The 26,387-nt window shown below is 34.7% G+C and carries 30 protein-coding genes; 21 read left to right on the forward strand and 9 right to left on the reverse strand.

Features of this window, described 5'->3' with window-relative positions; translation table 11 throughout:
* Positions 1-18: 18 nt before the first annotated feature.
* The 4 genes from EGI05_RS01630 to EGI05_RS01645 form a co-directional block, all read right to left on the reverse strand.
* Positions 19-864: an ester cyclase gene (locus EGI05_RS01630; RefSeq protein ID WP_123261331.1), complete on the reverse strand. Its 846-nt coding sequence runs from the start codon at positions 862-864 to the stop codon at positions 19-21.
* A gap of 69 nt (positions 865-933) precedes the next feature.
* Positions 934-1,710 carry a helix-turn-helix domain-containing protein gene (locus EGI05_RS01635; RefSeq protein WP_228428528.1) on the reverse strand — a complete coding sequence of 259 codons (777 nt, stop codon included), beginning with the start codon at positions 1,708-1,710 and terminating at the stop codon, positions 934-936.
* Positions 1,711-1,771: 61 nt separating this feature from the next.
* The gene (locus EGI05_RS01640) at positions 1,772-2,332 is read right to left on the reverse strand and encodes a helix-turn-helix domain-containing protein (RefSeq protein ID WP_123261332.1); all 561 of its coding nucleotides are present in this window, start codon (positions 2,330-2,332) and stop codon (positions 1,772-1,774) included.
* On the reverse strand, positions 2,329-2,724 hold the full coding sequence (locus tag EGI05_RS01645; RefSeq protein ID WP_123261333.1) for an acyl-CoA thioesterase: 396 nt from the start codon (positions 2,722-2,724) through the stop codon (positions 2,329-2,331). The genes EGI05_RS01640 and EGI05_RS01645 overlap by 4 nt, the downstream gene beginning before the upstream one ends.
* A gap of 395 nt (positions 2,725-3,119) precedes the next feature.
* Here EGI05_RS01645 and EGI05_RS01650 point away from each other — a divergent pair, with 395 nt between their 5' ends.
* Positions 3,120-3,464, forward strand: a complete 345-nt coding sequence (locus EGI05_RS01650) for an RNA recognition motif domain-containing protein (protein WP_123262543.1) — start codon at positions 3,120-3,122, stop codon at positions 3,462-3,464.
* Between the two features lie 37 nt (positions 3,465-3,501).
* On the opposite strand, the gene EGI05_RS01655 is transcribed toward EGI05_RS01650, so the two are convergent.
* The 3 genes from EGI05_RS01655 to EGI05_RS01665 are packed head-to-tail and all read right to left on the reverse strand — an operon-like array spanning position 3,502 to position 6,294.
* Positions 3,502-5,286, reverse strand: coding sequence for a DUF4153 domain-containing protein (locus tag EGI05_RS01655; RefSeq protein WP_123261334.1), 1,785 nt, complete (start codon positions 5,284-5,286; stop codon positions 3,502-3,504).
* 18 nt (positions 5,287-5,304) lie between these two features.
* Complete coding sequence (locus tag EGI05_RS01660; RefSeq protein ID WP_123261335.1) at positions 5,305-5,772, reverse strand: BlaI/MecI/CopY family transcriptional regulator; 468 nt, start codon at positions 5,770-5,772, stop codon at positions 5,305-5,307.
* 15 nt (positions 5,773-5,787) lie between these two features.
* Positions 5,788-6,294: a phosphatase PAP2 family protein gene (locus tag EGI05_RS01665; RefSeq protein WP_228428529.1), complete on the reverse strand. Its 507-nt coding sequence runs from the start codon at positions 6,292-6,294 to the stop codon at positions 5,788-5,790.
* A 221-nt stretch (positions 6,295-6,515) separates the two neighbouring features.
* Between EGI05_RS01665 and pdhA the strand changes: the two genes are divergently transcribed.
* The 10 genes from pdhA (at position 6,516) to EGI05_RS01715 (ending at position 17,477) form a co-directional block, all read left to right on the forward strand.
* Positions 6,516-7,523 carry a pyruvate dehydrogenase (acetyl-transferring) E1 component subunit alpha gene (gene pdhA / locus EGI05_RS01670; protein WP_123261337.1) on the forward strand — a complete coding sequence of 336 codons (1,008 nt, stop codon included), beginning with the start codon at positions 6,516-6,518 and terminating at the stop codon, positions 7,521-7,523.
* An 80-nt stretch (positions 7,524-7,603) separates the two neighbouring features.
* Positions 7,604-9,223 carry a pyruvate dehydrogenase complex dihydrolipoamide acetyltransferase gene (locus EGI05_RS01675; RefSeq protein ID WP_123261338.1) on the forward strand — a complete coding sequence of 540 codons (1,620 nt, stop codon included), beginning with the start codon at positions 7,604-7,606 and terminating at the stop codon, positions 9,221-9,223.
* A 128-nt stretch (positions 9,224-9,351) separates the two neighbouring features.
* Positions 9,352-10,020, forward strand: a complete 669-nt coding sequence (locus tag EGI05_RS01680) for an ABC transporter ATP-binding protein (protein ID WP_123261339.1) — start codon at positions 9,352-9,354, stop codon at positions 10,018-10,020.
* A gap of 13 nt (positions 10,021-10,033) precedes the next feature.
* Positions 10,034-10,609, forward strand: a complete 576-nt coding sequence (locus tag EGI05_RS01685) for a murein L,D-transpeptidase catalytic domain-containing protein (protein ID WP_123261340.1) — start codon at positions 10,034-10,036, stop codon at positions 10,607-10,609.
* A 24-nt stretch (positions 10,610-10,633) separates the two neighbouring features.
* Positions 10,634-11,311: a RadC family protein gene (radC, locus tag EGI05_RS01690; RefSeq protein WP_123261341.1), complete on the forward strand. Its 678-nt coding sequence runs from the start codon at positions 10,634-10,636 to the stop codon at positions 11,309-11,311.
* The gene (locus EGI05_RS01695; protein ID WP_123261342.1) at positions 11,308-12,210 is read left to right on the forward strand and encodes a hypothetical protein; all 903 of its coding nucleotides are present in this window, start codon (positions 11,308-11,310) and stop codon (positions 12,208-12,210) included. Before radC ends, EGI05_RS01695 begins: the two co-directional genes overlap by 4 nt.
* 24 nt (positions 12,211-12,234) lie before the next feature.
* Complete coding sequence (locus EGI05_RS01700; protein WP_123261343.1) at positions 12,235-13,386, forward strand: glycosyltransferase family 39 protein; 1,152 nt, start codon at positions 12,235-12,237, stop codon at positions 13,384-13,386.
* Between the two features lie 35 nt (positions 13,387-13,421).
* Complete coding sequence (locus tag EGI05_RS01705; RefSeq protein ID WP_123261344.1) at positions 13,422-13,934, forward strand: DUF7935 family protein; 513 nt, start codon at positions 13,422-13,424, stop codon at positions 13,932-13,934.
* A gap of 23 nt (positions 13,935-13,957) precedes the next feature.
* The gene (locus tag EGI05_RS01710) at positions 13,958-14,569 is read left to right on the forward strand and encodes an inorganic pyrophosphatase (RefSeq protein WP_123261345.1); all 612 of its coding nucleotides are present in this window, start codon (positions 13,958-13,960) and stop codon (positions 14,567-14,569) included.
* A gap of 169 nt (positions 14,570-14,738) precedes the next feature.
* The gene (locus EGI05_RS01715) at positions 14,739-17,477 is read left to right on the forward strand and encodes a sodium-translocating pyrophosphatase (protein WP_123261346.1); all 2,739 of its coding nucleotides are present in this window, start codon (positions 14,739-14,741) and stop codon (positions 17,475-17,477) included.
* A 50-nt stretch (positions 17,478-17,527) separates the two neighbouring features.
* On the opposite strand, the gene EGI05_RS01720 is transcribed toward EGI05_RS01715, so the two are convergent.
* Complete coding sequence (locus EGI05_RS01720; RefSeq protein WP_123261347.1) at positions 17,528-18,667, reverse strand: aminotransferase class I/II-fold pyridoxal phosphate-dependent enzyme; 1,140 nt, start codon at positions 18,665-18,667, stop codon at positions 17,528-17,530.
* A gap of 87 nt (positions 18,668-18,754) precedes the next feature.
* Here EGI05_RS01720 and EGI05_RS01725 point away from each other — a divergent pair, with 87 nt between their 5' ends.
* From EGI05_RS01725 to EGI05_RS01770, 10 genes are all read left to right on the forward strand, one after another.
* A complete protein-coding gene (locus EGI05_RS01725; RefSeq protein WP_123261348.1) occupies positions 18,755-19,801 on the forward strand; it encodes a M28 family metallopeptidase in 1,047 nt (348 codons plus the stop codon).
* A gap of 63 nt (positions 19,802-19,864) precedes the next feature.
* A complete protein-coding gene (locus tag EGI05_RS01730) occupies positions 19,865-20,302 on the forward strand; it encodes a GNAT family N-acetyltransferase (RefSeq protein WP_228428530.1) in 438 nt (145 codons plus the stop codon).
* A gap of 6 nt (positions 20,303-20,308) precedes the next feature.
* Entirely contained in the window at positions 20,309-20,677 is a 369-nt protein-coding gene (locus EGI05_RS01735) for a VOC family protein (RefSeq protein WP_123261349.1), read from the forward strand.
* A gap of 6 nt (positions 20,678-20,683) precedes the next feature.
* Positions 20,684-21,187: an endonuclease V gene (locus tag EGI05_RS01740; protein WP_123261350.1), complete on the forward strand. Its 504-nt coding sequence runs from the start codon at positions 20,684-20,686 to the stop codon at positions 21,185-21,187.
* A 380-nt stretch (positions 21,188-21,567) separates the two neighbouring features.
* Positions 21,568-22,365 carry an SDR family oxidoreductase gene (locus EGI05_RS01745; RefSeq protein ID WP_123261351.1) on the forward strand — a complete coding sequence of 266 codons (798 nt, stop codon included), beginning with the start codon at positions 21,568-21,570 and terminating at the stop codon, positions 22,363-22,365.
* 69 nt (positions 22,366-22,434) lie between these two features.
* Positions 22,435-23,349 (forward strand): helix-turn-helix domain-containing protein, encoded by a 915-nt coding sequence (locus EGI05_RS01750; protein WP_123261352.1) that lies wholly within the window; start codon positions 22,435-22,437, stop codon positions 23,347-23,349.
* A 25-nt stretch (positions 23,350-23,374) separates the two neighbouring features.
* On the forward strand, positions 23,375-23,839 hold the full coding sequence (locus EGI05_RS01755; protein ID WP_123261353.1) for an NUDIX domain-containing protein: 465 nt from the start codon (positions 23,375-23,377) through the stop codon (positions 23,837-23,839).
* A gap of 102 nt (positions 23,840-23,941) precedes the next feature.
* Complete coding sequence (locus tag EGI05_RS01760; protein ID WP_121461791.1) at positions 23,942-24,112, forward strand: lmo0937 family membrane protein; 171 nt, start codon at positions 23,942-23,944, stop codon at positions 24,110-24,112.
* Between the two features lie 229 nt (positions 24,113-24,341).
* Positions 24,342-24,788: an Hsp20/alpha crystallin family protein gene (locus tag EGI05_RS01765; RefSeq protein WP_123261354.1), complete on the forward strand. Its 447-nt coding sequence runs from the start codon at positions 24,342-24,344 to the stop codon at positions 24,786-24,788.
* A gap of 149 nt (positions 24,789-24,937) precedes the next feature.
* Positions 24,938-25,594 (forward strand): CPBP family intramembrane glutamic endopeptidase, encoded by a 657-nt coding sequence (locus tag EGI05_RS01770; RefSeq protein ID WP_123261355.1) that lies wholly within the window; start codon positions 24,938-24,940, stop codon positions 25,592-25,594.
* A gap of 110 nt (positions 25,595-25,704) precedes the next feature.
* Here EGI05_RS01770 and EGI05_RS01775 read toward each other — a convergent pair whose 3' ends face one another.
* On the reverse strand, positions 25,705-26,370 hold the full coding sequence (locus tag EGI05_RS01775) for a succinate dehydrogenase cytochrome b subunit (protein WP_123261356.1): 666 nt from the start codon (positions 26,368-26,370) through the stop codon (positions 25,705-25,707).
* Positions 26,371-26,387: the final 17 nt, after the last annotated feature.

The following is a 26,387-nucleotide window of genomic DNA, read 5'->3' on the forward strand; positions in this document are numbered from 1 at the left end:
CTGAGTTTGGAAGTGGATTTATTTGTGTTCTTGAAGTGATTGATACTGCTCACGTTCCATTGTTATGTTCAGTTTTTCATAAAATTCTTTCGGATTAAATCCTATTCTCTTATATTCTGACTGAACTGCGGATTTTGCTTCATTCAATTTGTTTTGATTTTCCCATTCAGCAATAGTGATGATAGTTAGATTCTGATTGTCATCATAACTTTCAAAAGCCTTATCGCTGACAAATCCTGAAAGAGTTTGAATGAATGTCCTGTTATATGCCATTTTCTCTTTAAATTCTTTGATAGAAGATTTAGGGACAAAGAATTTATCAATTAAATAAATGTCATTTAAATTATTGGATTTTGTTGGTTGAGTTGGCAAAATACCTAATTGTTGTAAAAAACTAAAACGGTCCGTCTGAATTTCGCTAAAAATAATTTTATTGTTTTTGAGGGTATAAGTTGCAATTCCACTTACGGAAACAGTTTTATTGGTTGGCTTTATGTCTTGAAATTGTTGTTGATGAGTCCCCGTAAATTTTTGTATTACAACAACTTTGTTGTCTTCCGCAATGATATCTTCAATTTTCCATTGTGCATCAGGAAAAGCTGCGGTTAATTCCACTATTGATTTTTTGAATGCATCAACACCTTTTGCTCCAGCAGGATTTATATACTCAGCAGAAATTATATTCTGCAATTTTTCAAATCTTTTGGCATTGAATATGGTGTTGTAAAGGAACTGAATAGTTTCTTTGTTTTTGAGAATGTTCATTTTTTGAGAATTTTTAAATGATTGGTCTGGCGATTGTGAAAATGTCAGTTGGTTTGTTAACAAAGCCAGGATTAATATAAGTTTGAATTTTGATTGCATTGTATTTCTATTTTTAATAATGCAAAGTTCAAAACATATACTTTCAAATCATTGTAAAAATTCATTGATTTACCAAAACGATGCGCCTCGGTAAAATTCAGTTGGCGTTTGCCCTGTGAATAATTTAAAATCTTTGTTGAAATGAGCCTGATCATAATATCCTGCTTCAAATGCAATGTCTAAAAATCGTTCGTTTGATTTCTGATGAATGATTGATGACATTCGTATAATAGATGCAAACTGTTTTGGTGAAGAACCGATAACTTTTCTGAAACGTTTCTCAAAAGCATCATTACTCATATGTAAGTCCAGTGCTAAGTCTTGTATTCTAATCAATCCTTTACTTTGCTTAATTTTTGTAATGGCTGCAGAAACAATATTGTCTTCTCTTGTATAATTTAATTTTTTGATTAAAAACTGCTCAACAACTTTTACCCTCCGGATATCAGTTTTTGCTTCACAAAGCATCTCTTCAATCATTCTAATTTCATTCGGATGTTCGATATTGTCAAGTGAAATACTTTTCTCAAATAATTCGTAAAGTGGTTCTTTGAAAAAAGCTGCTGCGCTATTCTCTTTAAACAAGACAATTAGTGTAGAAGTTTTTTTAGAATAATTGATGAGTCGCACAGATTTTCGTAGCCCCGAAACTGTCGTTTTGGGTAAAATATTTAATGATGAATTTTCGGTATAAGAGTTTTGTCCGTTAAAACAGAAAGCCAATGCCACTGAAGTGTTTGGAAGGACTCTATTTTGCAGTTGTTCACCGCCGCTTTCAATAATTATGATTGCTTTGATAAAGGGTTGCAGAATTTCTGTGGGTTTGTACTCGGCTATTGTCATCATATTTGTTTCTGCTTGGTCGGACTACGGTTGCCGTGATTATCTCTCTAATGGTAAGAAAGCTCTATATACTATCCAAAGGTTTTCTGTTATGCACTTTCAGTTTTTTGAATTCAGTAGGAGTGAAGCCTGTACTATTCCTAAATTGTGAAGAAAGATGCTGAACGCTTTTGTAGCCTAATTTTCCGGCAATTTCAGTCAAAGTGAATTCACCATATAAAAGCAATTCCTTTACTTTTTCTATTTTTTGAAGAATAAAGAACTGTTCAAGGGTGATATTTTCATTTTGTGAAAAGGTTTTGGACAAAGAGCTGTAATCTTTATGAAGTTTGGCGCTTAAAAATTCGGATAACAGGAAATCCTCATCAATATCAAGCTCGCTTATTTTTGTAATGATGAAATTTTTTATTTTTTCAATAAGTTGATGTGCAGAATCTTTTATTCTTTCAAAACCGGTTTCTTCCAAACGTCTTTCAATAGCACTTAATTCCTGATCCGAAATTTCCGATGCTGTTTCTACTTCCCCCAAATTAACATATTGTAGGGGGATATCTGCATCATTAAAAATACTTTCAACAGCAGAAATACATCTGCCGCAAACCATATTTTTGATGAATATTTTCATATAGAGTTATTTAGTCTGTCTTTTACGAATTCGACTTTTGTTTTCCCATGCGGAGCCGGATTTCCATCTTCACCCAGATTAACCATTACGATTTTATCAACGGTGATAATGGTTTGTCTGGTCATTTTATTTCTGACGTCACATTTCAGAGTAATGGAGGTGGAACCAAAGTGTACGACTTCAATACCGATTTCAATGATATCTCCCTGTTTAGCGGAGCTTACGAAATTGATCTCGGAAATAAATTTGGTGACAACTCTTGTGTTTTCAAGCTGAATAATAGTATACAAAGCAGCTTCTTCATCAATCCACTGCAGTAATCTTCCTCCAAAAAGGGAATGGTTCGGATTAAGATCTTCCGGTTTTACCCATTTTCTAGTGTGGTAGTTCATATAAAGTAATTTGCATTACAAATGTAGCATTTATGGATGGGATTTCCTGCGCCAAGAGATTTAGTTATCCTAAGAAGATGATTTATTTTCTCAATTGTTTTCTCGCTTTTTCATTTTTTTTGGCTATTATATAATATGGTTGATTTGTTTTTAAATTATATTAATTTGTTATTAATAAATAGTTTTGTTTTAAAATGTAATGTTTATTCGGGCATTTTTTAATGAAATAAATATCTAATTAAACATAATATGTGAAATTATATTAAAAAAAGCTTTGATTTGAAATTTTAAATCGTATATTGCATCAGTTTATATTTGGAATCAATATTTGTTCATTAATCTATGTTGTTTTTCTTTTATATACCAAATTTTTATTAATTTTTAATTTATTCAAAATGAACATTTTTGTTTCAAACATCAATTACGCAACTAAAGAATATGAGTTGCAGGATCTATTTGCAGAATACGGAGAAGTATCTTCTGCTAAAATTGTAACAGACAGAGAAACTGGTCGTTCAAGAGGTTTCGGTTTCATCGAAATGGGTGATGACGAAGGAAAACAAGCAATCGAAGCTCTTAATCAGAGAGAATTTAACGGAAAAGTATTAAACGTTTCTGAAGCTAAGCCAAGAGAAGAGAAGCCAAGAAGAAGTTTTGATAACAACAGAAGTGGTGGTTATGGAAACAACAGAGGCGGAGGTTACGGTAACAACCGTGGCGGCGGTGGAAATCGTTGGTAAAAATATAAGCGGCTTAAAAGCCGCTTTTTTTATGTCGTTATTTTTCTTTTACGAGCAGCACAGCATCATCATAATACACATTATCTGCTTTAGTATAGGGATTCTTTTCCCGGGTAATACTCATAAGAATCAACTTCAAATGATATTTCCCAAGAGTATTTTCTATGGAAAGCTCTGGAACTCTTACCGTTCCGGTTTTATTCTTGTTCGCTTCAATGATCTGATTGATCGCCGGAGTGAAATCTATTTCCTCATTTGAATTGAGAACAACTTTCAAAACTGAATTATGATCGGGTTTTTCTATAATATTGAAATGATCTCCATTGATTTCTCTGGTTTCCTTATTATACCTGTTTAAATCGATCATATAAGTATAATCTCCAATTTTAATGACCTTATTCTCAGAAGTAATGGTTAATCTTTCATATTCCGAAGCAGGCTTTGTTTTATCTGTATGGGTAAAGTTGTTTTTGATATGATCCGAAACCGCCCAGAAATCAACGGATTCCATATCTGTTTCTAACTGTTTATGATCTTGATCCGGAACAAGGTTTAAAAGGAAATCTTTCTGCTTTCTTTTAGCTAAGAATTCAAATTTATTGGCAATTTCGTTAACAAGGGTATCTGTAACTTTCTTTTGAAAATTTATTTTACCATTAACAATGATTTTGTTTTTATTCAAAAGCTTCGTTAATTCTATTTTCTGGCTTCTTTTAGCCACACTGAATGCATTCAGGTAAGGAAATATCAATGCAAAAACACCAAATACAAATAAGCTGATAGGAATATATTTGATAGTTGGCTTTTTACTGATTATAAAATAAATGACCACACTTAACAACCATAACGCTAAAAGCAATACAAAGTATCTCGGTTCCGTATATCCATATTCTAATATTCTCGTGAAAATAGCAGTGAACAGTAGAATGATCAAAGGAATAATAGTAAAATAAAAAAGCTTTGAAAATATTCTGACCCAGGATTTTGTATGGTCCTCTTTGAGAGGGTGTACCAACAGCAATGCTAAAATTCCGACAATACTGTAAGCCAGAATAAGGTAAGAAACCCAACCTCTCGGAAGTTCCCAGTTGATTAATATTTTAAGAGAGTAGAAGTACAGGATAACCAGATAGATAAATAATAACGGGATCAGAACGAACTGAGTAAAAAACTTTAAAATGACAGGGTAGTTACCATCTTTTTCCAAACGATCCAGCCCTTTTTCATTGAAAAGAAGAAAAATGAAACAACTTCCGAATATGACTAAAGCATATAAAGTATCTGTATACAATCTGTCACTAAAATTAAAGTCAAATAACTTGTCTACAGCAAGAATGGCAAGTTCAACTCCTCCTGTAAGAACTCCCGTAAAAATACCTGTAAGGAAAATGTTAATGAAAAGATTTTTATTGTATTGCCAGAACCTGAGCTCTCTGTCCTTATTTAAAAAAGCAATAAATGAGACCAGTAAATGTGATAATATTGCGGTGATAGCAATAATGTATCCATAAACCTCCGTGAAATCTTTTTCTTTGGACGGTAATATACAATAGAATCCAATCAGAAAAACAGTTCCTGCAATTTCCAATGCCAGAGACTTACCGATTCTTTGAGAAAGCATTTTTAAGGCAAACATTAATGAAATCCCTATACAGCAACACGCGGTGAACTTTGAAAAAACAAAAAAGATTTCCTGGTACCGGTTGTTCTCAAACATGCAAACAGCACCAATGGAAGCCAGAAGAGCCATTACCAGAACCATCGGGTAACGAAGCAGGACTTCACCGGCTTTCTGTATAATCTCCTTAAATTTTGTTTTCATGATCAGTTTTTGTTGTGTTTAGTTTTTTTTCTTCTTTTTCTTTTTGTCCTTGCTTTTCTTATCCTTTTTCGGATTCAGAATTTCTTCCGCTATTTCATGTTTCGTTTCTTTGATTTTTATCGGTTTCATCTCGATTTTCAGATCAAAATATTCTTTCAGATCATTTTGTGAGATCAGGTTTTCATTGAATAAGAACTGAAGAATTTCCTTCCCGGAATTATTGAAAAAAAGTTGTGAAAGTTCTTTCAATAAAAATTTTTTATATTCTTCAACAGGAACCATAACGGTATATTTGAATATTCTTCCTTCTTTTTCGGTGGAGAGGTATCCTTTCTCTACCAATATCTTGAGATAGGTGGAAACGGTGTTTTGGTGCGGTTTAGGTTCCGGATGCTGCTCCATAATGTCTTTTAAATAAAAAGAGTTAAGCTTCCAGAAAAGCTTCATTAAATTTTCTTCCGCAGCGGTGAGGTGATTGATTTTCATATGATCTTCCTGATTCTAATGTTGAAACTGTATATTGCAATAAAGATAAATAAAAGATACCACAATTGCTATTCCTGCCCCCATAAATACTTCTTTTACAGTATGTCTTTTTAAAATGATTCTTGTAACACCTACCAAAGAAGCAATTCCCAACCATAGTAATCCCATTTTCCAGTTAATGGCAAAAAACAAAGCTGCCACGAAAACATTGAAAGCTGTATGCATAGAGCTTTTAATAAAGAAATTACTGATCTGTAAGGCAAAAAGAAGAATAAGGATAAAAAGCATCACAAAATCAATGGATCCGTTTTTTATGTAATGGAAAATAAGATAGGTAACAACGCAAGCTGCAATAAAAATATATAAAGTTTTTCTTTGTACCCGGTTGGAAACATCCATATTGGTATATCTTCCTGTTTTTACATTCCATACGAGCCAGATAATGACAGGTACTATAATCATTAATAATATCGGTAAAAAGTAAAGCAGGGAATCTTTTAAAGAATACACCTGAATACTCATATATATAAAGAATATGAACAAGGAAATAAGAGGATTAAAAAAATCGGATATAATTTTTGAAAAAGTATGTATGAGTGAAGGCCGTTTTTCTTCCATAATAAGTTTAAAATTCAAATATAAGATTAAACTGAAAAAACAATTGGTTAGGTATACAATAAAAACAAAGTTTTTTTTATAATTTTGCTCAACTATTTCATCATAAATAAGCAAAGAGCTAACACATGAAAGAATTTTCGAAAGAGGTATACCTGAAGTGGTATGAAGATATGACAATGTGGAGAAGGTTTGAAGACAAATGCCGTTCTCTTTATCTAAAACAAAAAATCAGAGGTTTCTTACACTTGTATAACGGCCAGGAAGCTATTCCGGCAGGTTTTACCCATGCAATGGATTTAACCAAAGATAGTATGATTACTGCTTACAGGTGCCACATCCATCCTATGGCGATGGGAGTAGATCCTAAGAGAATCATGGCGGAACTTTGCGGTAAAGCAACTGGAACGTCCGGAGGTATGGGTGGTTCTATGCACATTTTCAGTAAAGAGCACCGTTTCTATGGAGGCCATGGTATCGTTGGAGGACAAATTCCTTTAGGAGCCGGAATCGCTTTTGCTGATAAATATTTTGACAGAAAGGCTGTCAATATCTGTTTCTTCGGAGATGGTGCGGCAAGACAAGGTTCATTACATGAAACATTCAATATGGCAATGAACTGGAAGCTACCTGTAGTATTTGTGGTAGAGAACAACCAATATGCAATGGGAACTTCTGTAAAAAGAACAGCTAACCATGAAGATATCTATAAATTAGGTTTAGGGTATGAAATGCCTTGTCTTCCGGTAGACGCAATGGACCCGGAAAAAGTAGCAGAAGCTGCTTATGAAGCTATTGAAAGAGCAAGAAGAGGAGACGGACCTACTTTCATTGAAGCAAGAACTTACCGTTACAGAGGACATTCAATGTCTGATGCTGAACCATACAGAAGCAAAGAAGAGGTTGCTATTCATAAAAATGATGACCCTATTGAATTGGTAAAACAAAGAATTTTAGCTAATAACTGGGCAACGGAAGAAGAATTGGAAGCTTTGGATAACAAATCAAGAGATTTTGTGGAGGAATGTATAGAATTTATGGAAAATTCTCCATATCCTACGGCAGAGAAGATCTATGAGTACGTTTACGCTCAGGAAGACTATCCGTTCTTAGATAAATTAGAAAATAATAATTAGATAATTTGAGAATTTGAAAATGAGTTAATTATTTTTAATTCTCACATCATCACATTAACAAATTATCATATTAGAAAATTATGGCAGAAGTTATTACAATGCCTCGTCTTTCCGATACAATGACGGAAGGTAAAGTGGCAAAATGGCATAAAAAAGTAGGAGATAAAGTAAAGGAAGGAGATATTTTAGCTGAAATTGAAACAGATAAAGCGGTTCAGGATTTCGAATCTGAAATAGAAGGAACCCTTTTATACGTGGGTGTAGAAGAAGGTAATGCAGCAGCTGTAGATTCTGTTTTGGCAATTATTGGTAGTGAAGGAGAAGATATTTCCGGATTGACCGGAGAAAGCGCTCCTGCTGCATCCGGTTCTGAAGAAAAGAAATCAGAAGAGGAATCTAAAACGGAAAACGAAACAACAAGCGTAGAACAAACTACAGCAGAAGTTCCTGCTGGCGTTGAAATTATTACCATGCCTAGACTTTCTGATACAATGACGGAAGGTAAAGTGGCGAAATGGCATAAAAATGTAGGCGATACAGTAAAAGAAGGTGATCTTCTTGCTGAAATCGAAACAGATAAAGCGGTTCAGGATTTTGAATCCGAATTCAATGGAGTGTTATTGAAGCAAGGGGTAGAAGAAGGAGGAGCTGCTCCGGTAGATTCTGTTTTGGCCATTATCGGTCCTGAAGGAACAGATGTTTCCGGAGTTGGTGCTGCTAAACCTGCTGTTCAATCTCAAGCAGAAAAACCTGCTGAACAAAAAACTGAAGCTAAGACAGAAGAAAAAACAGCTCCGGCTGCAAGCTCTTCATCTACGGACAGAGTAGCAATTTCTCCGTTAGCGAAGAAAATGGCTCAAGAAAAAGGAGTTGATATCAATGCTGTTCAAGGTTCAGGAGAAAATGGAAGAATCGTTAAAAAAGATATTGAAAATTATCAACCATCTGCAAAACCGGCAGCTTCTGCATCTGCTCCGGCTGTAAGTGCTGCTGCACAAGTTGCCGTCAACTTTGTACAGGGTGAAGATACAGAAACTCCAAACTCTCAGGTAAGAAATATTATTGCAAAACGTCTTTCCGAAAGTAAATTCACTGCTCCTCACTATTACCTGATGGTGGAGATCAATATGGATAAGGCCATTGAAGCAAGAAAAGAGATCAATTCTTTACCAGATACAAAAATTTCTTTCAATGATATGATCATCAAAGCAACAGCGATTGCTTTAAGAAAACATCCGCAGGTGAATTCAAGCTGGGCTGGAGATAAGATCATTCATAGAGGAAATATCAATATTGGAGTAGCCGTGGCAATTCCTGACGGATTAGTAGTTCCTGTTCTAAGGAATACAGATCAGATGAGCTATACTCAAATTTCTGCTGCTGTAAAAGACATGGCTTCAAGAGCTAAATCTAAAGGTCTTAAAGCAAATGAAATGGAAGGTTCTACATTCTCTATTTCTAATTTAGGAATGTTCGGAATTGAAACCTTTACAAGTATCATCAATCAACCAAATTCTGCGATCCTTTCTGTGGGAGCAATTGTTGAGAAACCAATTGTTAAAGATGGACAGATCGTGGTTGGAAATATCATGAAACTTTCATTAGCTTGTGATCACAGAGTTGTAGATGGTGCTACAGGTGCAGAATTCTTACAAACTTTAAGAACATATCTGGAAAGTCCTTTAACTTTATTACTGTAACGATCTAGTATATAGTATATTAAACCTCTCACTTCGAGAGGTTTTTTTATTGTTTTTATTTTTAAAATTTCAAAATTATCGCTTACTTTCTTGCTCGAATTTCAAAATCAATTTAGTATTTTTGAATTATGATTAAAGCAAGGAATATCCATAAGTCTTATGGGAATTTGGAAGTATTAAAAGGTGTTGACATCCACATAAAAGTTGGAGAAGTTGTATCTATTGTAGGAGAATCCGGTGCAGGAAAATCGACACTTTTACAGATATTAGGTACATTGGATCAACCTACAAACTCTAAGCAGAATGATACTGAAATAACTATTGCAGGTGAATCCTTCATCAATATGAATGATAAGCAACTTTCTAAATTCCGAAATCAAAATATTGGTTTTGTATTTCAGTTTCACCAATTACTTCCTGAGTTTACAGCTTTAGAAAACGTTCTGCTTCCTACGAAAATTGCAGGTACCAGCGAAAAAGAAGCTATTGAAAAAGCCTATGCATTATTCGAAGACTTAAGAATTGAACAAAGATTGCATCATAAACCTAACCAATTATCAGGTGGTGAAGCACAGAGAGTAGCAGTCGCAAGAGCTTTGATCAATTCCCCGAAAATCATTTTTGCAGATGAACCTACAGGAAATCTGGATTCAAAAAATGCAGATGACCTTCACCGATTATTTTTTGATTTAAGAGACAAATATGACCAAACCTTCGTGATCGTTACCCATAACCCGAATCTTGCTGAAATTACAGACAGAAAGCTGGTGATGAAGGATGGTATGATCATCGAGTAAAACACACTTTCTGATGATGAAACAGTTATTTTTTCTATTCCTTATTATTGTTTCCTGTTCTAAAGTTGAGTCTCAGGAAAATGCTGTTGATCTGCCCCAATCAAAGGTTTCAGAGATTAGAAGTTTTATAAAAGGAAGAAATTATAATCAGGATCTGGCTTTTTTCATTAATTTTAAAATTCATTCAGGAAAATATCGTTACTTCGTTTATGATTTAAAGAATGATAAAATCCTACAGAAAGCAATAGTTTCCCATGGTTCAGGCTCTGTAATTCAAAATTCAAAAGAACTTAGATTCAGTAATGTAGAAGGTTCTTACCAATCCTCTCTAGGGAAATATGAGATTAAGGAAAGTTATATTGGGAAATTCGGAAAGTCTTACCGCTTAAACGGACTGGAAAGTACAAACAATAATGCTTTGCAAAGAGCCATAGTCCTACATTCTTATAGCTGTATTCCGGATATTGAATCTCAAAATCCGGCATGTTTAAGTTTAGGATGCCCTATGCTTTCTGCCAATGCCTTTAATCAGACCGCAAAATATATAGACCAATCGAAACAGCCGATTATTCTTTACGCATTTTATTAGCCCTCATTATCAAAAACACAAATTATGACCATCAAATTCCTTGCACAAGACGATAGACCCAGAGAAAAATTTTTACTTAAAGGAAAAGGTTCTCTTTCAAATTCAGAACTTCTTGCTATCATTATGGGAAGCGGAAGCAAAGATGAATCTGCTTTGGAGCTGGCCAGAAAAATACTAATTTCAGTGGGAAATAACTGGAATCAACTGAGTTTACTTTCCGTGAAAGATCTGATGAAATTTAAAGGAGTAGGTGAAGTAAAAGCCATTTCTATTGCTACAGCTTTAGAGATCGGACGAAGGAGAGCGGGCCAGGAAGTTTCTGAAAAACCTACTATTTCGAATAGTGATGATGCTTATCAGGTATTTAAAAACCAATTGTCGGATTTACGGGCAGAGGAATTCTGGGCGGTTTTTGTAAATCAAAGCAACAAAATAGTTCATCTTTCCAAATTAACACAAGGAGGGATCAGTCAATCCATTGTTGATATAAGGATTTTATTCAAAACAGCTTTAGATCATTTTGCTACAGGAATTATTATTGCCCATAATCATCCTTCAGGAAGTTTGAAACCCAGCAGAGAAGATATTAATATTACCAAGAAAATAAAAGAAGCCGGAGAATTTTTAAACGTTCAGCTTTTAGATCATTTGATTATAACACAAAATTCCTATTTTAGTTTCTCAGACGAAGGATTATTATGATCAGAAGACTAAAATACCATGAAATTGATTTCAAAAAATATTCGGAATGCCTGGAAAACTCGGAGCAGAAGAAATACTCTGCTTCCAAAGACTTTCTGGATATCACCTCTGGGAAGCAATGGGAAATTTTAGTGTATAATGATTATGAAGCCGTAATGCCGGTTCCTTTTATCAAAAAAGGAGGATTAAAAATTGTTGTAAATCCTAAACTCTGCCAACAGCTAGGCATTTTTTCAAAAGCAGATAATATTCAGATCAATGATTTGTTTTTGAATTTTTTTGAAAGAAAATATAACATTTGGTATTATGCGTTCAATGACTCAAATACATTCAGTGAGTCATTAAAACAAAGGAAAAATTTCCTTATTTTTCCAGAATCTTATGAAACAGTAAGGCAAAGATATTCACCCAAAAGAAAAAGAAAATTAAGACTGGATGAAGAAGTGATTGCCAAATCTGAAGTCCGGGAAGTCCGTTTGGAAGAAATATGGGATTTCATTGCCAAAAGCATGATCGGTGCAAAAAATCAGGAAGATAAAAAAGCTTTTTTGCAACTGTTTCTGGACTTTGAGAAAGCCGGATATCTGAAAACTACGGCTTTTTTCTATGACAATGCCGTGATTAATGCTATTGCTGTATTCTATGATGAAAAAACGGTAGTTCTTTTAGGAACTTTTAATAATAAGGACTTTGTAAAACTTTCCGGGTCATCAGTCATTATAGATCACGTTATTTCAAAAAATATTGACAGCAGGGTTTTTGATTTTGAGGGAAGTGAAGTTCCTGCTATTGAGGAGTTTTTCAGAGGTTTTCGTCCGGAACTTAAACCTTATCCAATTATCCAATATTCGAAAAAATCACTCATAAAACAAGTATTGGGTTTAAAGAAATTTGTATAAGCTGAAGTTTTTAATTTACTCTTTATGAAAAAAGGAATTGCTTATTTGATACTGTCTCTCTATACATTGATCATGTCTTATTATTTGTATACCCATCAATATTACAATGCGGATATTGAAGCCTATATGGGATTGGTTTATAAGGCAAATCATCCGGAGATGAAGATTGAAGAAATTCATCATAAAGTATATACTGAGCTGAAAGATAAAAACCCAAAACTTTTCGAAGTGAGTGTTGGAAGAGAAGAAGAGGCTATAGGAGAGAATTCCTATTATAAAACCTTATCGGAAAACCCTAAAGCATATGAAGAAGAATTACAGCTATTTTCCGTGAAACCATTTTATAATTTCATTAATTCTATATTTTTTAAAATGGGCTTTCCGGCTTCTACATCTACTTTCCTGATTACAATTATTTCTTATATCCTCATTGTATTCCTGATTTTTGTTTTTTTATCACAAATCCTGAAAAGCAATTTTTTGGCTTTGACGTTAACACTTTTATTATCATTGTTCAAACCACTGCTGGATACTTCCCGTCACGCAACACCAGATGCTTTATCCTGTATACTTTTATTGCTTAGTATTTATTTTGTGGCAAGAAAGCGGAATTTATTTGTGGCAACCGTTTTGGGGATGCTTTGCATTCTGACGCGTCCGGAATATTTTATCTTTTATATCCTTTCACTAGTGGTACTTTATATCTTTAAAAATGAATTTAGAATTAAAACAAAGGAACTGTTTTTCTCATTGATATATTTGTTCTTGTCTTTTGCTCTAATCCAATATTTCAATCAGATCCCATGGTCTGTTCTGTTTATGAACCAGTTCACTAAAGTTCAGATATATCCTATTTCGAACCCGGACCCATTTAATTTCCATGAATATGTATCTTTTGTAAAAAGTAAGATCTTTTTTGAATTCAACACCTCTTATTTTGTATTGTTAGCTATTTTTATTATCGTTATCGCAGATTATAAGCTGGTGTTGAAGAAAAATCCAAAAACTATACTATTCCTGAGTTTTATGGGGATTATTTATCTCACCGTTTTTATCAGATTTTTACTATTCCCGATTTTAGTGAACAGAATGATGGTAGGCTTTTATTTAGTGATTATTTTATCGTTAATAGCTTATCAAAGCTCTAAAAAAGAAATCATTCAAAGCCTGCCTTAAATTATAAAATTATCACTAATTTTGCATCCTAAATTATGACAAGTTTTTCAGGATATTTACCGTATGCATTTGCATTAATTATTGCAATTCCTTTTCTGGTTTTGCTGAGACAATTTGTATATACTTATATCAACCTAAAGAATCAGGAAATAAAGCTTCTTTCAGTGAAATCTAACTCTGAAAATAAAACTCATTCTTATGAAAGAATGACTCTTTTTTTAGAGAGAATGAAACCTTCTAATCTTATCCAGCGATTTGATAAAGGGTTGGCCGTTCATGAATTCATTTTTCTTACTGAAAAATCCATTAATGAAGAATTTGAATACAATTCTTCCCAACAGCTTTATTTAACAAAAAATTCATGGCAGAATATTGTTGATTCTAAAAATGCAGTCATAGATTTGCTTCACAAAACATATGAAAGCTTAAACAATAATCCTGATCTGGACGAATTTAAGACCGTTTTCATCATGAATTATATGAATGGTGAAGATTATATTGCTGCCACTATTGAAGACTTGAGAAGAGAAATTTTAATAATTGCTTAATTAAAAAATAAAACAGATAGATAATGATTCCAAATTTTAAAGCACATCCATGGCATGGTATTTCTGCGGGAGAAGATGTGCCAAATGTTGTAAATGTATTTGTAGAAATTGTTCCTTCAGATACCATTAAATATGAAGTTGATAAAGAAACAGGATATTTGAAAGTAGACAGGCCTCAGAAGTTCTCTAATATTATTCCTGCATTATACGGATTTGTTCCAAGAACCTATTGCCACGATGAAGTAAAGAGATTAGCTGTTGAAAGTGGTGCTGATGATGTAACGATGGGAGATCATGACCCATTGGATATCTGTGTGTTAAGCTCACATAATATTCACTCAGGGGGAATGTTGATGGAAGCTATTCCAATCGGAGGATTTAAAATGATCGATGGAGGAGAAGCGGATGATAAAATTGTTGCTGTAATGGTAGGAGATCACGCTTTCGGCCACTTCAGAGATATCGCTGAATTGCCTGAAGCTGAAGTAAGAAGATTGATGCACTACTTCCTGACGTATAAAAACTTACCGGATGAACCTGCAAAATGTAGAATTCATGAAGTATACGGAGCAGAACATGCTAAAAAAGTGATCAAAGCTTCACAAAAAGATTATGCCAACAAATTCGGAGGATAATGGATTTCTTTTTTGAAAAATATAAAGGATAAATGGAGACATTTATCCTTTTTTATTGGATAAAACCAGGGTTTTAAAATATAATTTTTGCAGAGTTATAATATTTTTGACAATATCATGAGAATTATTTATTATATTTAGTTCTCTATTACCGAAAAAATATTAAACTATGGATCTATTTGTGTTAGTGCCAATTTTTGGTGTGGTTGCTTTATTGTATACTTTTTTACAGAGTAACTGGGTGAGTAAGCAAAACGCCGGAAATGAAAAAATGAAAATTATCAGCGGACATATCGCTGACGGTGCAATGGCCTTTTTAAAAGCCGAGTACAAGATTTTAACCTATTTTGTAGTTGTAGTAGCTATTTTATTGGCTGTGATGGGAATGAGTAATTCCAACTCCCATTGGAGTATCGGAATTGCCTTTGTAGTAGGAGCGGTTTTCTCTGCTTTGGCAGGGTTTATCGGAATGAAAATCGCCACAAAAGCAAATGTAAGAACAGCCGAAGCTGCAAAAACCTCTCTTTCCAAAGCGCTTAAAGTTTCTTTTACCGGAGGTTCGGTAATGGGAATGGGGGTTGCCGGATTAGCTGTTTTGGGTTTAGGAGCTCTTTTTCTGATCATCAAACAGATCTTTGCGCCTGATTCTTCTCCGGATTCTCATGAAATGGAAAGAGCCATAGAAATCCTTACCGGGTTTTCTTTAGGAGCCGAATCCATTGCATTATTTGCCAGAGTAGGTGGCGGTATTTACACAAAAGCTGCGGATGTTGGAGCTGACTTAGTAGGAAAAGTAGAAGCGGGCATTCCAGAAGATGATCCGCGAAACCCAGCTACAATTGCAGATAATGTAGGAGATAACGTAGGTGACGTTGCCGGAATGGGGGCGGATTTATTCGGTTCATATGTGGCAACGGTTTTGGCAACGATGGTTTTAGGAAGGGAAACGATTTCCGAAGACTCTTTTGGCGGTTTTGCTCCGATCTTACTGCCAATGTTGATAGCAGGTACAGGAATTATCTTCTCTATTATAGGAACTTTATTTGTGAGAATCAATGATAACGAAGGTGCATCTACTTCTAATGTTCAGAATGCTCTGAATCTTGGAAACTGGGGCAGCATCGTTATTACAGCGATAGCATCTTATTTTTTGGTAACTTATATTTTACCGGAAACCATGGTTTTAAGGGGCCATGAATTTACAAAAATGGGGGTTTTCGGAGCCATTATGGTAGGATTAGTAGTAGGTACTTTAATGAGTGTGATTACGGAATTTTATACAGCCATGGGCAAAAGACCGGTTTCAAGCATTGTAAGACAGTCTTCTACAGGTCACGCAACCAATATTATCGGCGGGCTTTCCGTAGGGATGGAATCTACGCTGCTTCCTATTATTGTATTAGCAGGTGGTATTTATGGTTCTTATTTATGTGCCGGACTTTACGGGGTAGCCATCGCAGCAGCTGGAATGATGGCCACTACAGCAATGCAGTTGGCAATTGATGCTTTCGGGCCGATTGCAGACAATGCAGGAGGAATTGCTGAAATGAGTGAATTGCCGAAAGAAGTTCGTGAAAAAACAGATATTCTGGATGCAGTAGGAAATACAACGGCAGCAACCGGAAAAGGATTTGCAATTGCATCAGCAGCTTTAACGGCTTTAGCTCTGTTTGCGGCTTTTGTGGGAATTGCAGGAATTGATGGCATTGATATTTACAGAGCCGACGTTTTAGCAGGCTTATTTGTGGGGGGAATGATTCCGTTCATCTTTTCATCTTTAGCAATTACAGCGGTAGGAAAAGCAGCAATGGCGATGGTGGAGGAAGTAAGAAGACAGTTCCGTGAAATTCCAGGAATTTTAGAAGGGAAGGCAGAACCTGAATATGAAAAATGTGTGGCTATTTCTACTGATGCATCCATTAAAAAAATGATGCTTCCGGGTGCAATTGCTATTATTTCTCCACTTTTGGTTGGATTTATTTTTGGACCTGAAGTATTGGGAGGATTCTTAGCCGGAGCTACCGTAAGTGGTGTTCTGATGGGGATGTTCCAAAACAATGCAGGAGGAGCTTGGGATAACGCTAAAAAATCTTTTGAAAAAGGAGTTGATATTAATGGGCAGACCTATTATAAAGGTTCTGAACCTCATAAAGCATCTGTGACAGGAGATACGGTGGGGGATCCGTTTAAAGATACTTCCGGACCTTCTATGAACATTTTGATTAAATTAATGTCAATTGTTTCATTGGTTATTGCGCCTACTTTAGCTACGTTGCATAAAGATAAAATTGAGGCCAATAGAAAAGCGAAAATTGAGGCTTTAACCGGAATTTCAGGAGTGCATTCTGTTACTGGCTCAACTACGGAAAACGGAGTGGTGGTTATAGCTCCAACTGAAATCAAAGGACATTTGAATGAAAGTGGAGATTTTGTGTATGAAACGGGAAATGCTCAAGAAATTAAGCTGGAAGGAGGCCATACTATTTCTATGGGAGAAAATAGCCAATTGTACAGACTTTACAATGATGTGAAGCAAAAAAATCAGACAGCCTTAGATCCGAACAAATGGTACACCATTGAAAACTTATATTTTGAGACGGGGTCCAGTGATTTAAAAGCCGGTTCCGAGACTCAGCTGACTAATTTAGCTGAAATCCTTAATGCTTATCCTACTTTAAAAGTAAAATTAGGAGGATATACAGATAATACGGGAAATGAAGAAAGCAATATGAAGTTATCTAATCTGAGAGCTCAAACAGCAAAGCTTAAATTACTAGAAATGGGCATTGCTTCAGACCGAGTGGAAGCAGAGGGATATGGATCTCAATACCCTGTTTGCGAGGCAAATGATACAGATGAATGTAAAGCTAAGAACAGAAGAATTGATGTAAGAATTCTTTCTTTATAAGAAAAGAAATGCAATAAATAAAAAGCACCGCTTCAAAGCGGTGTTTTTTATTATAAATTCCTTTTCAGGTGTTCCAAAGACTGAATAATCAATTCATCTTTTTTAGAAAAGCTAAACCGGATATAGTTTGAATCTGTTCTTGAATGATAAAACGCAGAAAGCGGAAGACAGGCCACTTTTTTTTCTATGGTCATCCATTTTGCAAACTCCACATCCGTCATGGTTTTAGAAACATTCCTGAAGTTGACGATCTGAAAAACACTTCCTTGTGCTTTTTGCTCCACTTCTAAAGGCGTCTCTTTGATCAGTTCATTGAAGATGTCCCTTTTTCTTTGCATGAAGCTTTGATTTTCTGCTGGGTCAAAAACTTCCAGGTATTTGGCTATCGCATATTGAGCCGGAGCATTGGCGCTGTAGGAAATATACTGTTGATGACATCTGAATTTAGAAGTCAGTTCCCCAGAAGCCAATAAATAGCTTACTTTCCACCCTGTAGAATGAAACATCTTGCCAAACGAAAAAATAGAGAATGTTCTTTTCTTTAAATCCGGATGTGAAAACGGACTATAATGTTCTACACCGTCATAGCAATAAGTGTCATAAATTTCTTCAGAAATCACATAAATTTCCCTGCTCTCTATTAGAGAATATAATTGATTCCAATCGGTTTGTGACCATATTTTCCCGGTTGGATTTTGTGGAGAATTGATAATGATGGCTTTCGTTTTCTCAGAAATACAATTCCGGAATTTTTCCCAATTGATATTGAAATCGCAATCAAGGTCGTAATAAACCGGGATCCCTCCATTGAGAACAATAGAGGGGCCATAAGTATAATAAGATGGCTGGATAATAATGACCTCATCACCTTGCATTAAAATGCACTTCAATGATGTATATAAAGCAAATGTAGCACAGGGAACAATACTTACTTCTTCTGTTTTAAGTTGAAGGCTGTTTTTTCTTTTTAAATTGTATTGAATAATGCTTTCAATTAATAATGGATTTCCCGCAAGAGGTTCATAATTATGATTATTCTGATCAGCAGACTCTTTCAGATAATACCTTAAACGTGGATCAATCTCAAAATCCGGAATACCTAAAGATAAATCAAAACTATTATGCCTGGAAGCAAGATCAGACATTTCCGTAAAGAAAGAGTAGTGTGTGAATCCATAAATATTTTCCATCTATTGGGCATTTATATCAAATATAAGAAAATTTGGATTCCATTATGAATTAAATAAATTTTGTTATTTTTAGGCAAATTATTAAAAATGAAAAAACTTCTTATCCCCCTGTTTTCGGTGGTTTTACTTATAAGCTGTGAGACAGCGAATGTTTCTAATAACGGAACATCTCATCCAACCTCATCTGTTGCTAGAGGTAATAAAGCATTTCTCGCTGCCTATAAAACAATTAAAGCAGATGATCTAAAGAAGAATTTATATGTGATTGCATCTGATGAAATGGGAGGAAGAGATACAGGAAGCCCGGGACAGAAAAAGGCAGGAGAATATATGGTGAACTATTATAAGAATTTAGGAATCTCATATCCTAAAGCATTAGGTTCCTATTATCAGAAAGTTCCTGCCGACTATATGAAACAAAGAGGCGGAGGAAATCTTCCTGATTCTGAAAATATTCTTGCTTTCATTGAAGGAAGTGAAAAACCCGAAGAAATAGTAGTGATTTCTGCTCATTATGACCATGTAGGAACCAGAAATGGGGTTGTATATAATGGTGCGGATGATGACGGAAGCGGGACCGTAGGAGTCATGGAAATTGCAAAAGCTTTCCAGGCTGCCAAAAAAGCAGGAAAAGGTCCTAAAAGATCTATTTTATTCCTTCATGTAACAGGAGAGGAGCATGGTTTATTCGGTTCTGAATTTTACAGTGATAACCCTGTATTTCCGCTTGCCAATACAGTTGTAGACCTTAACATTGATATGATAGGTCGGGATGATCCGGAAAACAGAGGAAAAAGCTATGTTTACGTTATCGGTTCTGAAATGTTGAGTTCTGAACTGAAAGTTATTAATGAAGCAGCGAATAAAAAGACGAATAATCTTATTCTTAATTATAAGTATGATGATCCCAGCGATCCGGAAAGATTGTATTACAGATCGGATCATTATAACTTTGCGAAAAATAATATTCCTGTAGCATTTTTCTTTGACGGGATCCATGAAGATTATCATAAACCTACCGATGATGTAGAGAAAATTGATTACGCTTTGTTGGAAAAAAGAACTCAGCTGATCTTTGCGACGGCATGGGAAATTGCTAACAGAGAGAACAGAATTGTAGTTGATAAAAAGTAATAATTTATAAAGCCAAATAGATAAGCCTGTAAGTTATTTCTTGCAGGCTTTTCATTGAACAGGATGATAATAATTCGAGAAGCTAACATTGAAGATATTCCGCAAATTCAGATAGTGAGGAATTCAGTGAAGGAAAATACCTTATCCGATCCAGGCCTTGTTACGGACAAAGACTGTGAAGAGTTTATGTTTGAGAGAGGGAAAGGCTGGGTTGCTGAAACTAAAGGGAAAATTGTAGGATTTTCTATTGTTGATATCAAGGAGAATAATATTTGGGCCTTATTTCTTCATCCCGATTTTGAAAGACAGGGAATAGGCAGAAAGCTTCATGATATCATGCTGAACTGGTATTTTGAACAGACCAGAGAAACGATCTGGCTTGGAACTTCTCCTCATACCAGAGCGGAAACATTTTATAGGAAATCCGGATGGAATGAGATCGGGACTCACGGAAAAGGAGAAATTAAATTTGAAATGACTTATCATCACTGGAAAAAATAATATACCATGAAACAAAGAATGAAATCTGCCCGGCCTTTTATCGGAGCTGAGAATTTTGAGATCAGCAGAAGTTTTTACGCTGATCTTGGGTTTGAAGAAGTGGTTCTGGAACCCAATCTGTCATTATTCAAAAAGGAAGAAATCGCATTCTACCTTCAGAATGCTTATGTCAAAGATTGGATAGATAATACCATGCTTTTCGTAGAAGTAGAAGATACGGATGAATTTTGGAAAGAGCTTCAATCTCTTAATCTGACAGAGAAATATGAGAATGTGAGATTAACTCCTGTAAGAACCATGGTTTGGGGGAAAGAATGTTTTGTACATGATCCCTCCGGGATTTTGTGGCACTTTGGAGAGTTTTTCATAAAATAAGTAAAGATGATTTACGCTTTTGATACCTATTATTTAGATGATTTTGCGAATACGATTTGTATTGCTTTTGATGATTGGAGTTCTGAAAAAGAAAGCCACATTTTTCAAGAAAAAACAAGCATAGCTTCTGATTATGAAAGCGGGGCTTTTTATAAAAGAGAATTGCCATGTATTATGAGTCTGCTAAAGAAAATCCAGCTTCAAGAAGATGATTTGATCATTGTAGATGGTTATGTTACTTTAAATGATGATGGAAAGATAGGATTAGGCGGCTATCTTTTTAATGCTTTGGAACAAAAATATCCGGTGATCGGAATTGCTAAGAACGGGTTTTCGGTAACAGATTCTCAAAGAAGAAGCATTTACAGAGGTGAAAGCAAATCTCCTCTCTTCCTTACAGCAATGGGAATAGATGTTGATGCACTTGTGCCTAAGATACAGCGAATGCATGGCTCGTATAGAATTCCTACTCTTTTAAAAAAACTGGATCAACTGACAAGAGTAGTATAGTTTTCGTTAGAATTAAATTTTAGAAAATAGCGATTCCTGATAAAAGTCATTACTGTATTTATTTTTATTCAGTCTAAATAAATATAAATTTGTCTTAGTAAACTTATTATAATGAAAACATATTTCTTTTTTACCTCAAAGGATAAAACGTTGGGAAAAAATATTCCATAAGTAAGATACAAAACTAATCATATCCATATCAATTTTTGTTTTTTTTGAGCCGGTGAGAATTTTTCCCATCGGTTTTTAGTTGTATGTAGCAAAAAATAAATCTAAGAAATACCAGGCTTTCCATTTTGACTACTTCTTTCCCCAATTTGGCAACTTTACTCTTTTGTTGAAAACAGAACTTTGTCCTGTGAATTTTAAATCAATAAAAAATGAAAACAATTTTTATAACAGGTGCTTCTACCGGATTAGGAAAAGCTACTGCCAGATTATTTCAAAGCAAAGGATGGAACGTCATTGCCACCATGCGAAACCCGGATTCAGAAACAGAGCTTACTGCATTGGAAAATGTAACATTACTTCCATTGGATGTAACCAACCTGGAGCAAATCCATACCACTGTAAAAAAAGCACTTGAAATCAGTGATATTGATGTGGTTTTCAATAATGCAGGATATGGTTTGATAGGGCCATTGGAAGCATTATCCGATGATCAGATTTTAAAACAACTGGATACTAATTTATTAGGAGTGATCCGTGTCACTAAAGCTTTCATACCTTATTTTAGAAAGAGAAAAGACGGATTGTTTATATCTACGACGTCCATTGGCGGATTGATTACTTTCCCATTAGGTTCAACGTATCATGCTACGAAATGGGCACTGGAAGGATGGAGTGAAAGTATGGCCTTCGAACTGAATACATTCGGCGTAGGAATCAAAACCGTTTCTCCGGGAGGAATCAAGACAGATTTTATGAGCCGTTCTCTTGATCTGGCTACTCACCCGGAATATGAGCAAATGGTCAATACTATGTTTTCAAATGCTGAAGATATGATGGATGGCGCTTCAACAGCCGGAGAAATTGCAGAGGTAGTTTACCAGGCGGCTACTGATGGTAAAAAACAATTGAGATATGTAGCCGGAGAAGATGCTAAAGCTTTGTATGCACAACGTTTGGAACTGGGAGACGAAGCATTCAGAGAACAGTTAGGAAAACAGTTTATTTAAACTTATTAAGAGCTACATAGAAGAGAAATCTGTGTAGCTTTTACTTACTTAATTTCATACATTTATAAAATGGAAAAGAAAGATATTACTCCGTTTAAGATTTCATCCATTTCGGAATTGCATCAGTTATTATCGCTTCCCAAACCTCTTCATCCTCTGATCAGCTTGGTGGATAATACGAAAATGAGTGTCAATACACAACTGCTTGATACCAGTTTCATATTGAACTTTTATAAAATTTCATACAAGATCTCTATTAATGGAAAAATGGGATATGGGCAAGGCTATTATGATTTCAATGAGGGTGGTATGATGTTTACAGCTCCCAATCAGGTATTGTCTACAGATGAAGGTGCGGAATATTACGGTTATACTTTATTTATCCATCCTGATTTTATCAGGAATTATCCATTGGCGAAAACCATTAAAAAATATGGTTTTTTCTCTTATGATACCGATGAAGCATTGCATTTATCAGATAAAGAAAAGAATAATATTCTAGGTCTCTTAGATAGTATTAATGAAGAATTAAATACTTCTATTGATGAGATTAGTCAGGATGTGATTGTCTCATATATTGAAGTCCTGTTAAACTACAGCAATCGATTTTATAAGCGGCAGTTTATTACCCGGAAAATAGTCAATAATAATTTACTTTCGAAAATGGAACAGCTTCTGGAAGAGTATTTCAGCCAACAGGAAACACTGACGAAAGGACTTCCTACTGTAGAGTTTCTGGCTTCGGAGCTCAACCTTTCACCTCATTATTTAAGTGATATGCTGAGAAGCCTTACAGGACAAAATGCTCAACAGCATATTCATGAAAAATTAATTGAAAAAGCTAAAGAATATCTTACCACGACTGATCTTTCGGTAGCTGAAATAGCTTATCAGCTTGGCTTTGAGCATTCCCAGTCTTTTAATAAATTATTCAAAAAGAAAACCAATACAACACCTTTGAGTTTCAGGCAGTCCTTTAATTAAAACTATTTTCCGTAATTTAAATACCATGAAAAAAAGTGCGGGCATATTGCTATTCAAGCGAGATAAAGATAAAGTATGGTATTTCCTCGTTCATTCCGGAGGTCCATTCTGGAAAAATAAAGATTTGGGAGCCTGGTCTGTTCCAAAAGGAGAAATCATGGATGGTGAAGATGCTTTAGAACGGGCAAAAATAGAATTTCAGGAAGAAACAGGGCAAACTGTTGAAGGTGAATTTATCCCATTGTCGTCCATACAGCAGAAAGGAGGGAAAATTGTTCATGCATGGGCGGTAGAAGGAGATATTGATCTCGGTTCACTGAGCAGTAACACCTTTGATCTCGAATGGCCTCCTAAATCAGGTAAAATAATTAAAGTTCCGGAAGTAGACCAATGGGAATGGTTTACCTTTCAAGAAGCCAGAACTAAGATCAATTCTGCCCAAATAGCATTCCTGCTTGAAGTTCAAAAGAGACTGGAAATCAATAAATAATATTATTTTTATTGGTAAAGATTGTTTTTTAAATACATTATATTTGATTAAAAGGCATAAAATATGCATGTATTGTAATATATAACTTTAAAATTTTTAGTCATGAGAAGTATATTATGGTTAATTGCAGTCATTTGTATCGTTGTATGGCTTTTAGGAATGTTAGGAGTTGTACCGGGAATTAGTACAGGGTATTTGCTACATGTATTGTTAGTAATTGCCATTATTGTCATCCTGTATAATATTATCACAGGAAGGAAACCTCTTGATTAAATTAAATCCCGCTTTTTGAGCGGGATTTAATTTTTAATGATAGTTAAAATATTTCAAATACAAACCTCTACTATGTCATTATGCTACAGTGGAATATGTGAAAAATTGACAGCATTTCTGCAAAAATTTCATACTCAGTCCAGTGGTATTTTTTTTGCTGTAATACTAGAAAAGCCGGCCGGCTTAGATGTTCTTTAAATTTTTGTTTAACTAAATAAAAGAGGTTATTATGAATCTAGCAAAAAGGAATTGGAATTTTCCATTAATTCCCTCAATGTTCGAGGATGTTTTTAACCGAGAGCTTTTAAATTGGGGAAACAACAATTATTCGTCGACCAGTACAACAGTACCGTCAGTGAATATTAAAGAAACAGGTGATGCCTATGAAGTAGAAGTGGCAGCACCGGGAATGGAAAAGAATGATTTTAAAGTTACCCTTGATGGTAATCTTTTAACTATTTCTTCTTCCAAAGAAGATCAAAGAGAAGAACAGAACGACAATTACACAAGGAGAGAATTTAGCTATCAATCCTTCCAAAGAAGCTTCCAGCTTCCAAAAGATGTGGTGGATCAGGAAAACATCAATGCCAGATATGAAAATGGCTTGCTACGTCTGACCATCCCTAAGAAGGAAGAAGCTAAAAAGAAAGAACCTCGTCTAATTGAGATTTCTTAATAAAATAAAGCCACCTAAGGTGGCTTTATTTTTATGTCTAGTGGAACCAACAAATTCCTTTCGCTGTTTGGCAATTTGGCTTGAAAATGAAATCCCCGTAATGAAATAATTAACTATCTTAGTTCAACTTTGAAATGAAATAATTAAGAATGGAAAATAAAGGATTAAGAATAATTAAAGATATAGGTGTAATAGCCTTCTTACTACTTTTTCCGCATTTTATACCATTGCCTTTTTATTCCTATGCTATTGTTGGGTTTGTTGTCATTTGGTTTATTTTACGGAAAGAGGGTAACACATTTCGTGATATAGGACTTTCTAAAAAAGGAATTACTCTAAGAGCATTTGTAATAGGTCTAGTTTCAGCTTTAGTCTGGGTAGGATTTATGCAGCTCCTGTATATTCCGGTAATAAAATCCTTATTTACTGTTCCTGATTATACAGAATATAATTTTATCAGGGGCGACATTTCAAAGCTGATAATGACAATTATCGCTGCGTGGCTTATAGGTGGATTTTATGAAGAAGTTGTATTTAGGGGATATATTCAGAACACATTAGAAAAAAAGCTTTTAAAAAGTTCCACTGCCCTTATGAGTATAATCATTACAAGTGTATTATTTGGATTTTATCATTGGCAGCAGGATGTTTTTGGAGTAATCGCTGCCATTTTAGGAGGTTTTTTTTGGAGCAACCTATATAAGAAATTCAATAATAATCTTTGGATATCTATTTTTTCCCATGCAATTTTCGACACTATTACATTGGTGCTTATTTATACTGGCAAATTTGGAAATCTGTATTAATATACCATCCCAGCTTTATAATAAAATATCCTATAATCAATATATGCTAAGCTTCGCTTCATTTCTTGGTATCGAAAGTTGAAATAGAACGAAAGTATCGAACTTAGGTATTATTTTATCCAGCCCAGATAAATAGAAACAGGCATTATTGCCAGAGTTGAAGGTATTATTATTGCAAAGCTATAAGACAATTTTAAAATCAAAGGATTATATTTTTTATGATTAATCCCTATTGAACGGAATGCACTTTGAAAGCCATGCAACAAATGCCAACTGAGTGACAAACATCCTATAAGGTAAATCGCTACTTCAATTGGACTCTGAAATTTTTCGATGATCATTTCATATAAAGGCAGTTCTTCTCCATATTGAAATTGGTGGATCCGGTTAGGAATCCAAAAATTTTGTGTGTGAATAATTAAAAATAGCAGAATCAAAGTGCCGAGTAAAGTCATGCTTTTGCTATACCATTTTACATCTGGTGTATTATCCTTATAAAAATATTGAATCGATCTGGCTTTCCTGTTCTTTCTCCAAAGAATAAGACCCTGTACGATATGAATGATGAAACCAAAGATGAGAACAATTTCAATAGTTCGGATAATAGGATTTGTAGCCATAAAATGTGCCCCAATGGTAAATGTCTTACCTTTATCATTATAGAAAATCAGTGCATTTACTGACGCATGCACAATGAGAAAACTGATTAGGAATAAACCGCTTAATGCCATTAGGATTTTCCTGCCTATTGAACTTGTAAATGTATTTTTTAACATGGTGATCAATTTTATAA

Origin of the sequence: Chryseobacterium daecheongense (genome assembly GCF_003729955.1) — a bacterium.
Taxonomy (GTDB): domain Bacteria; phylum Bacteroidota; class Bacteroidia; order Flavobacteriales; family Weeksellaceae; genus Chryseobacterium; species Chryseobacterium daecheongense.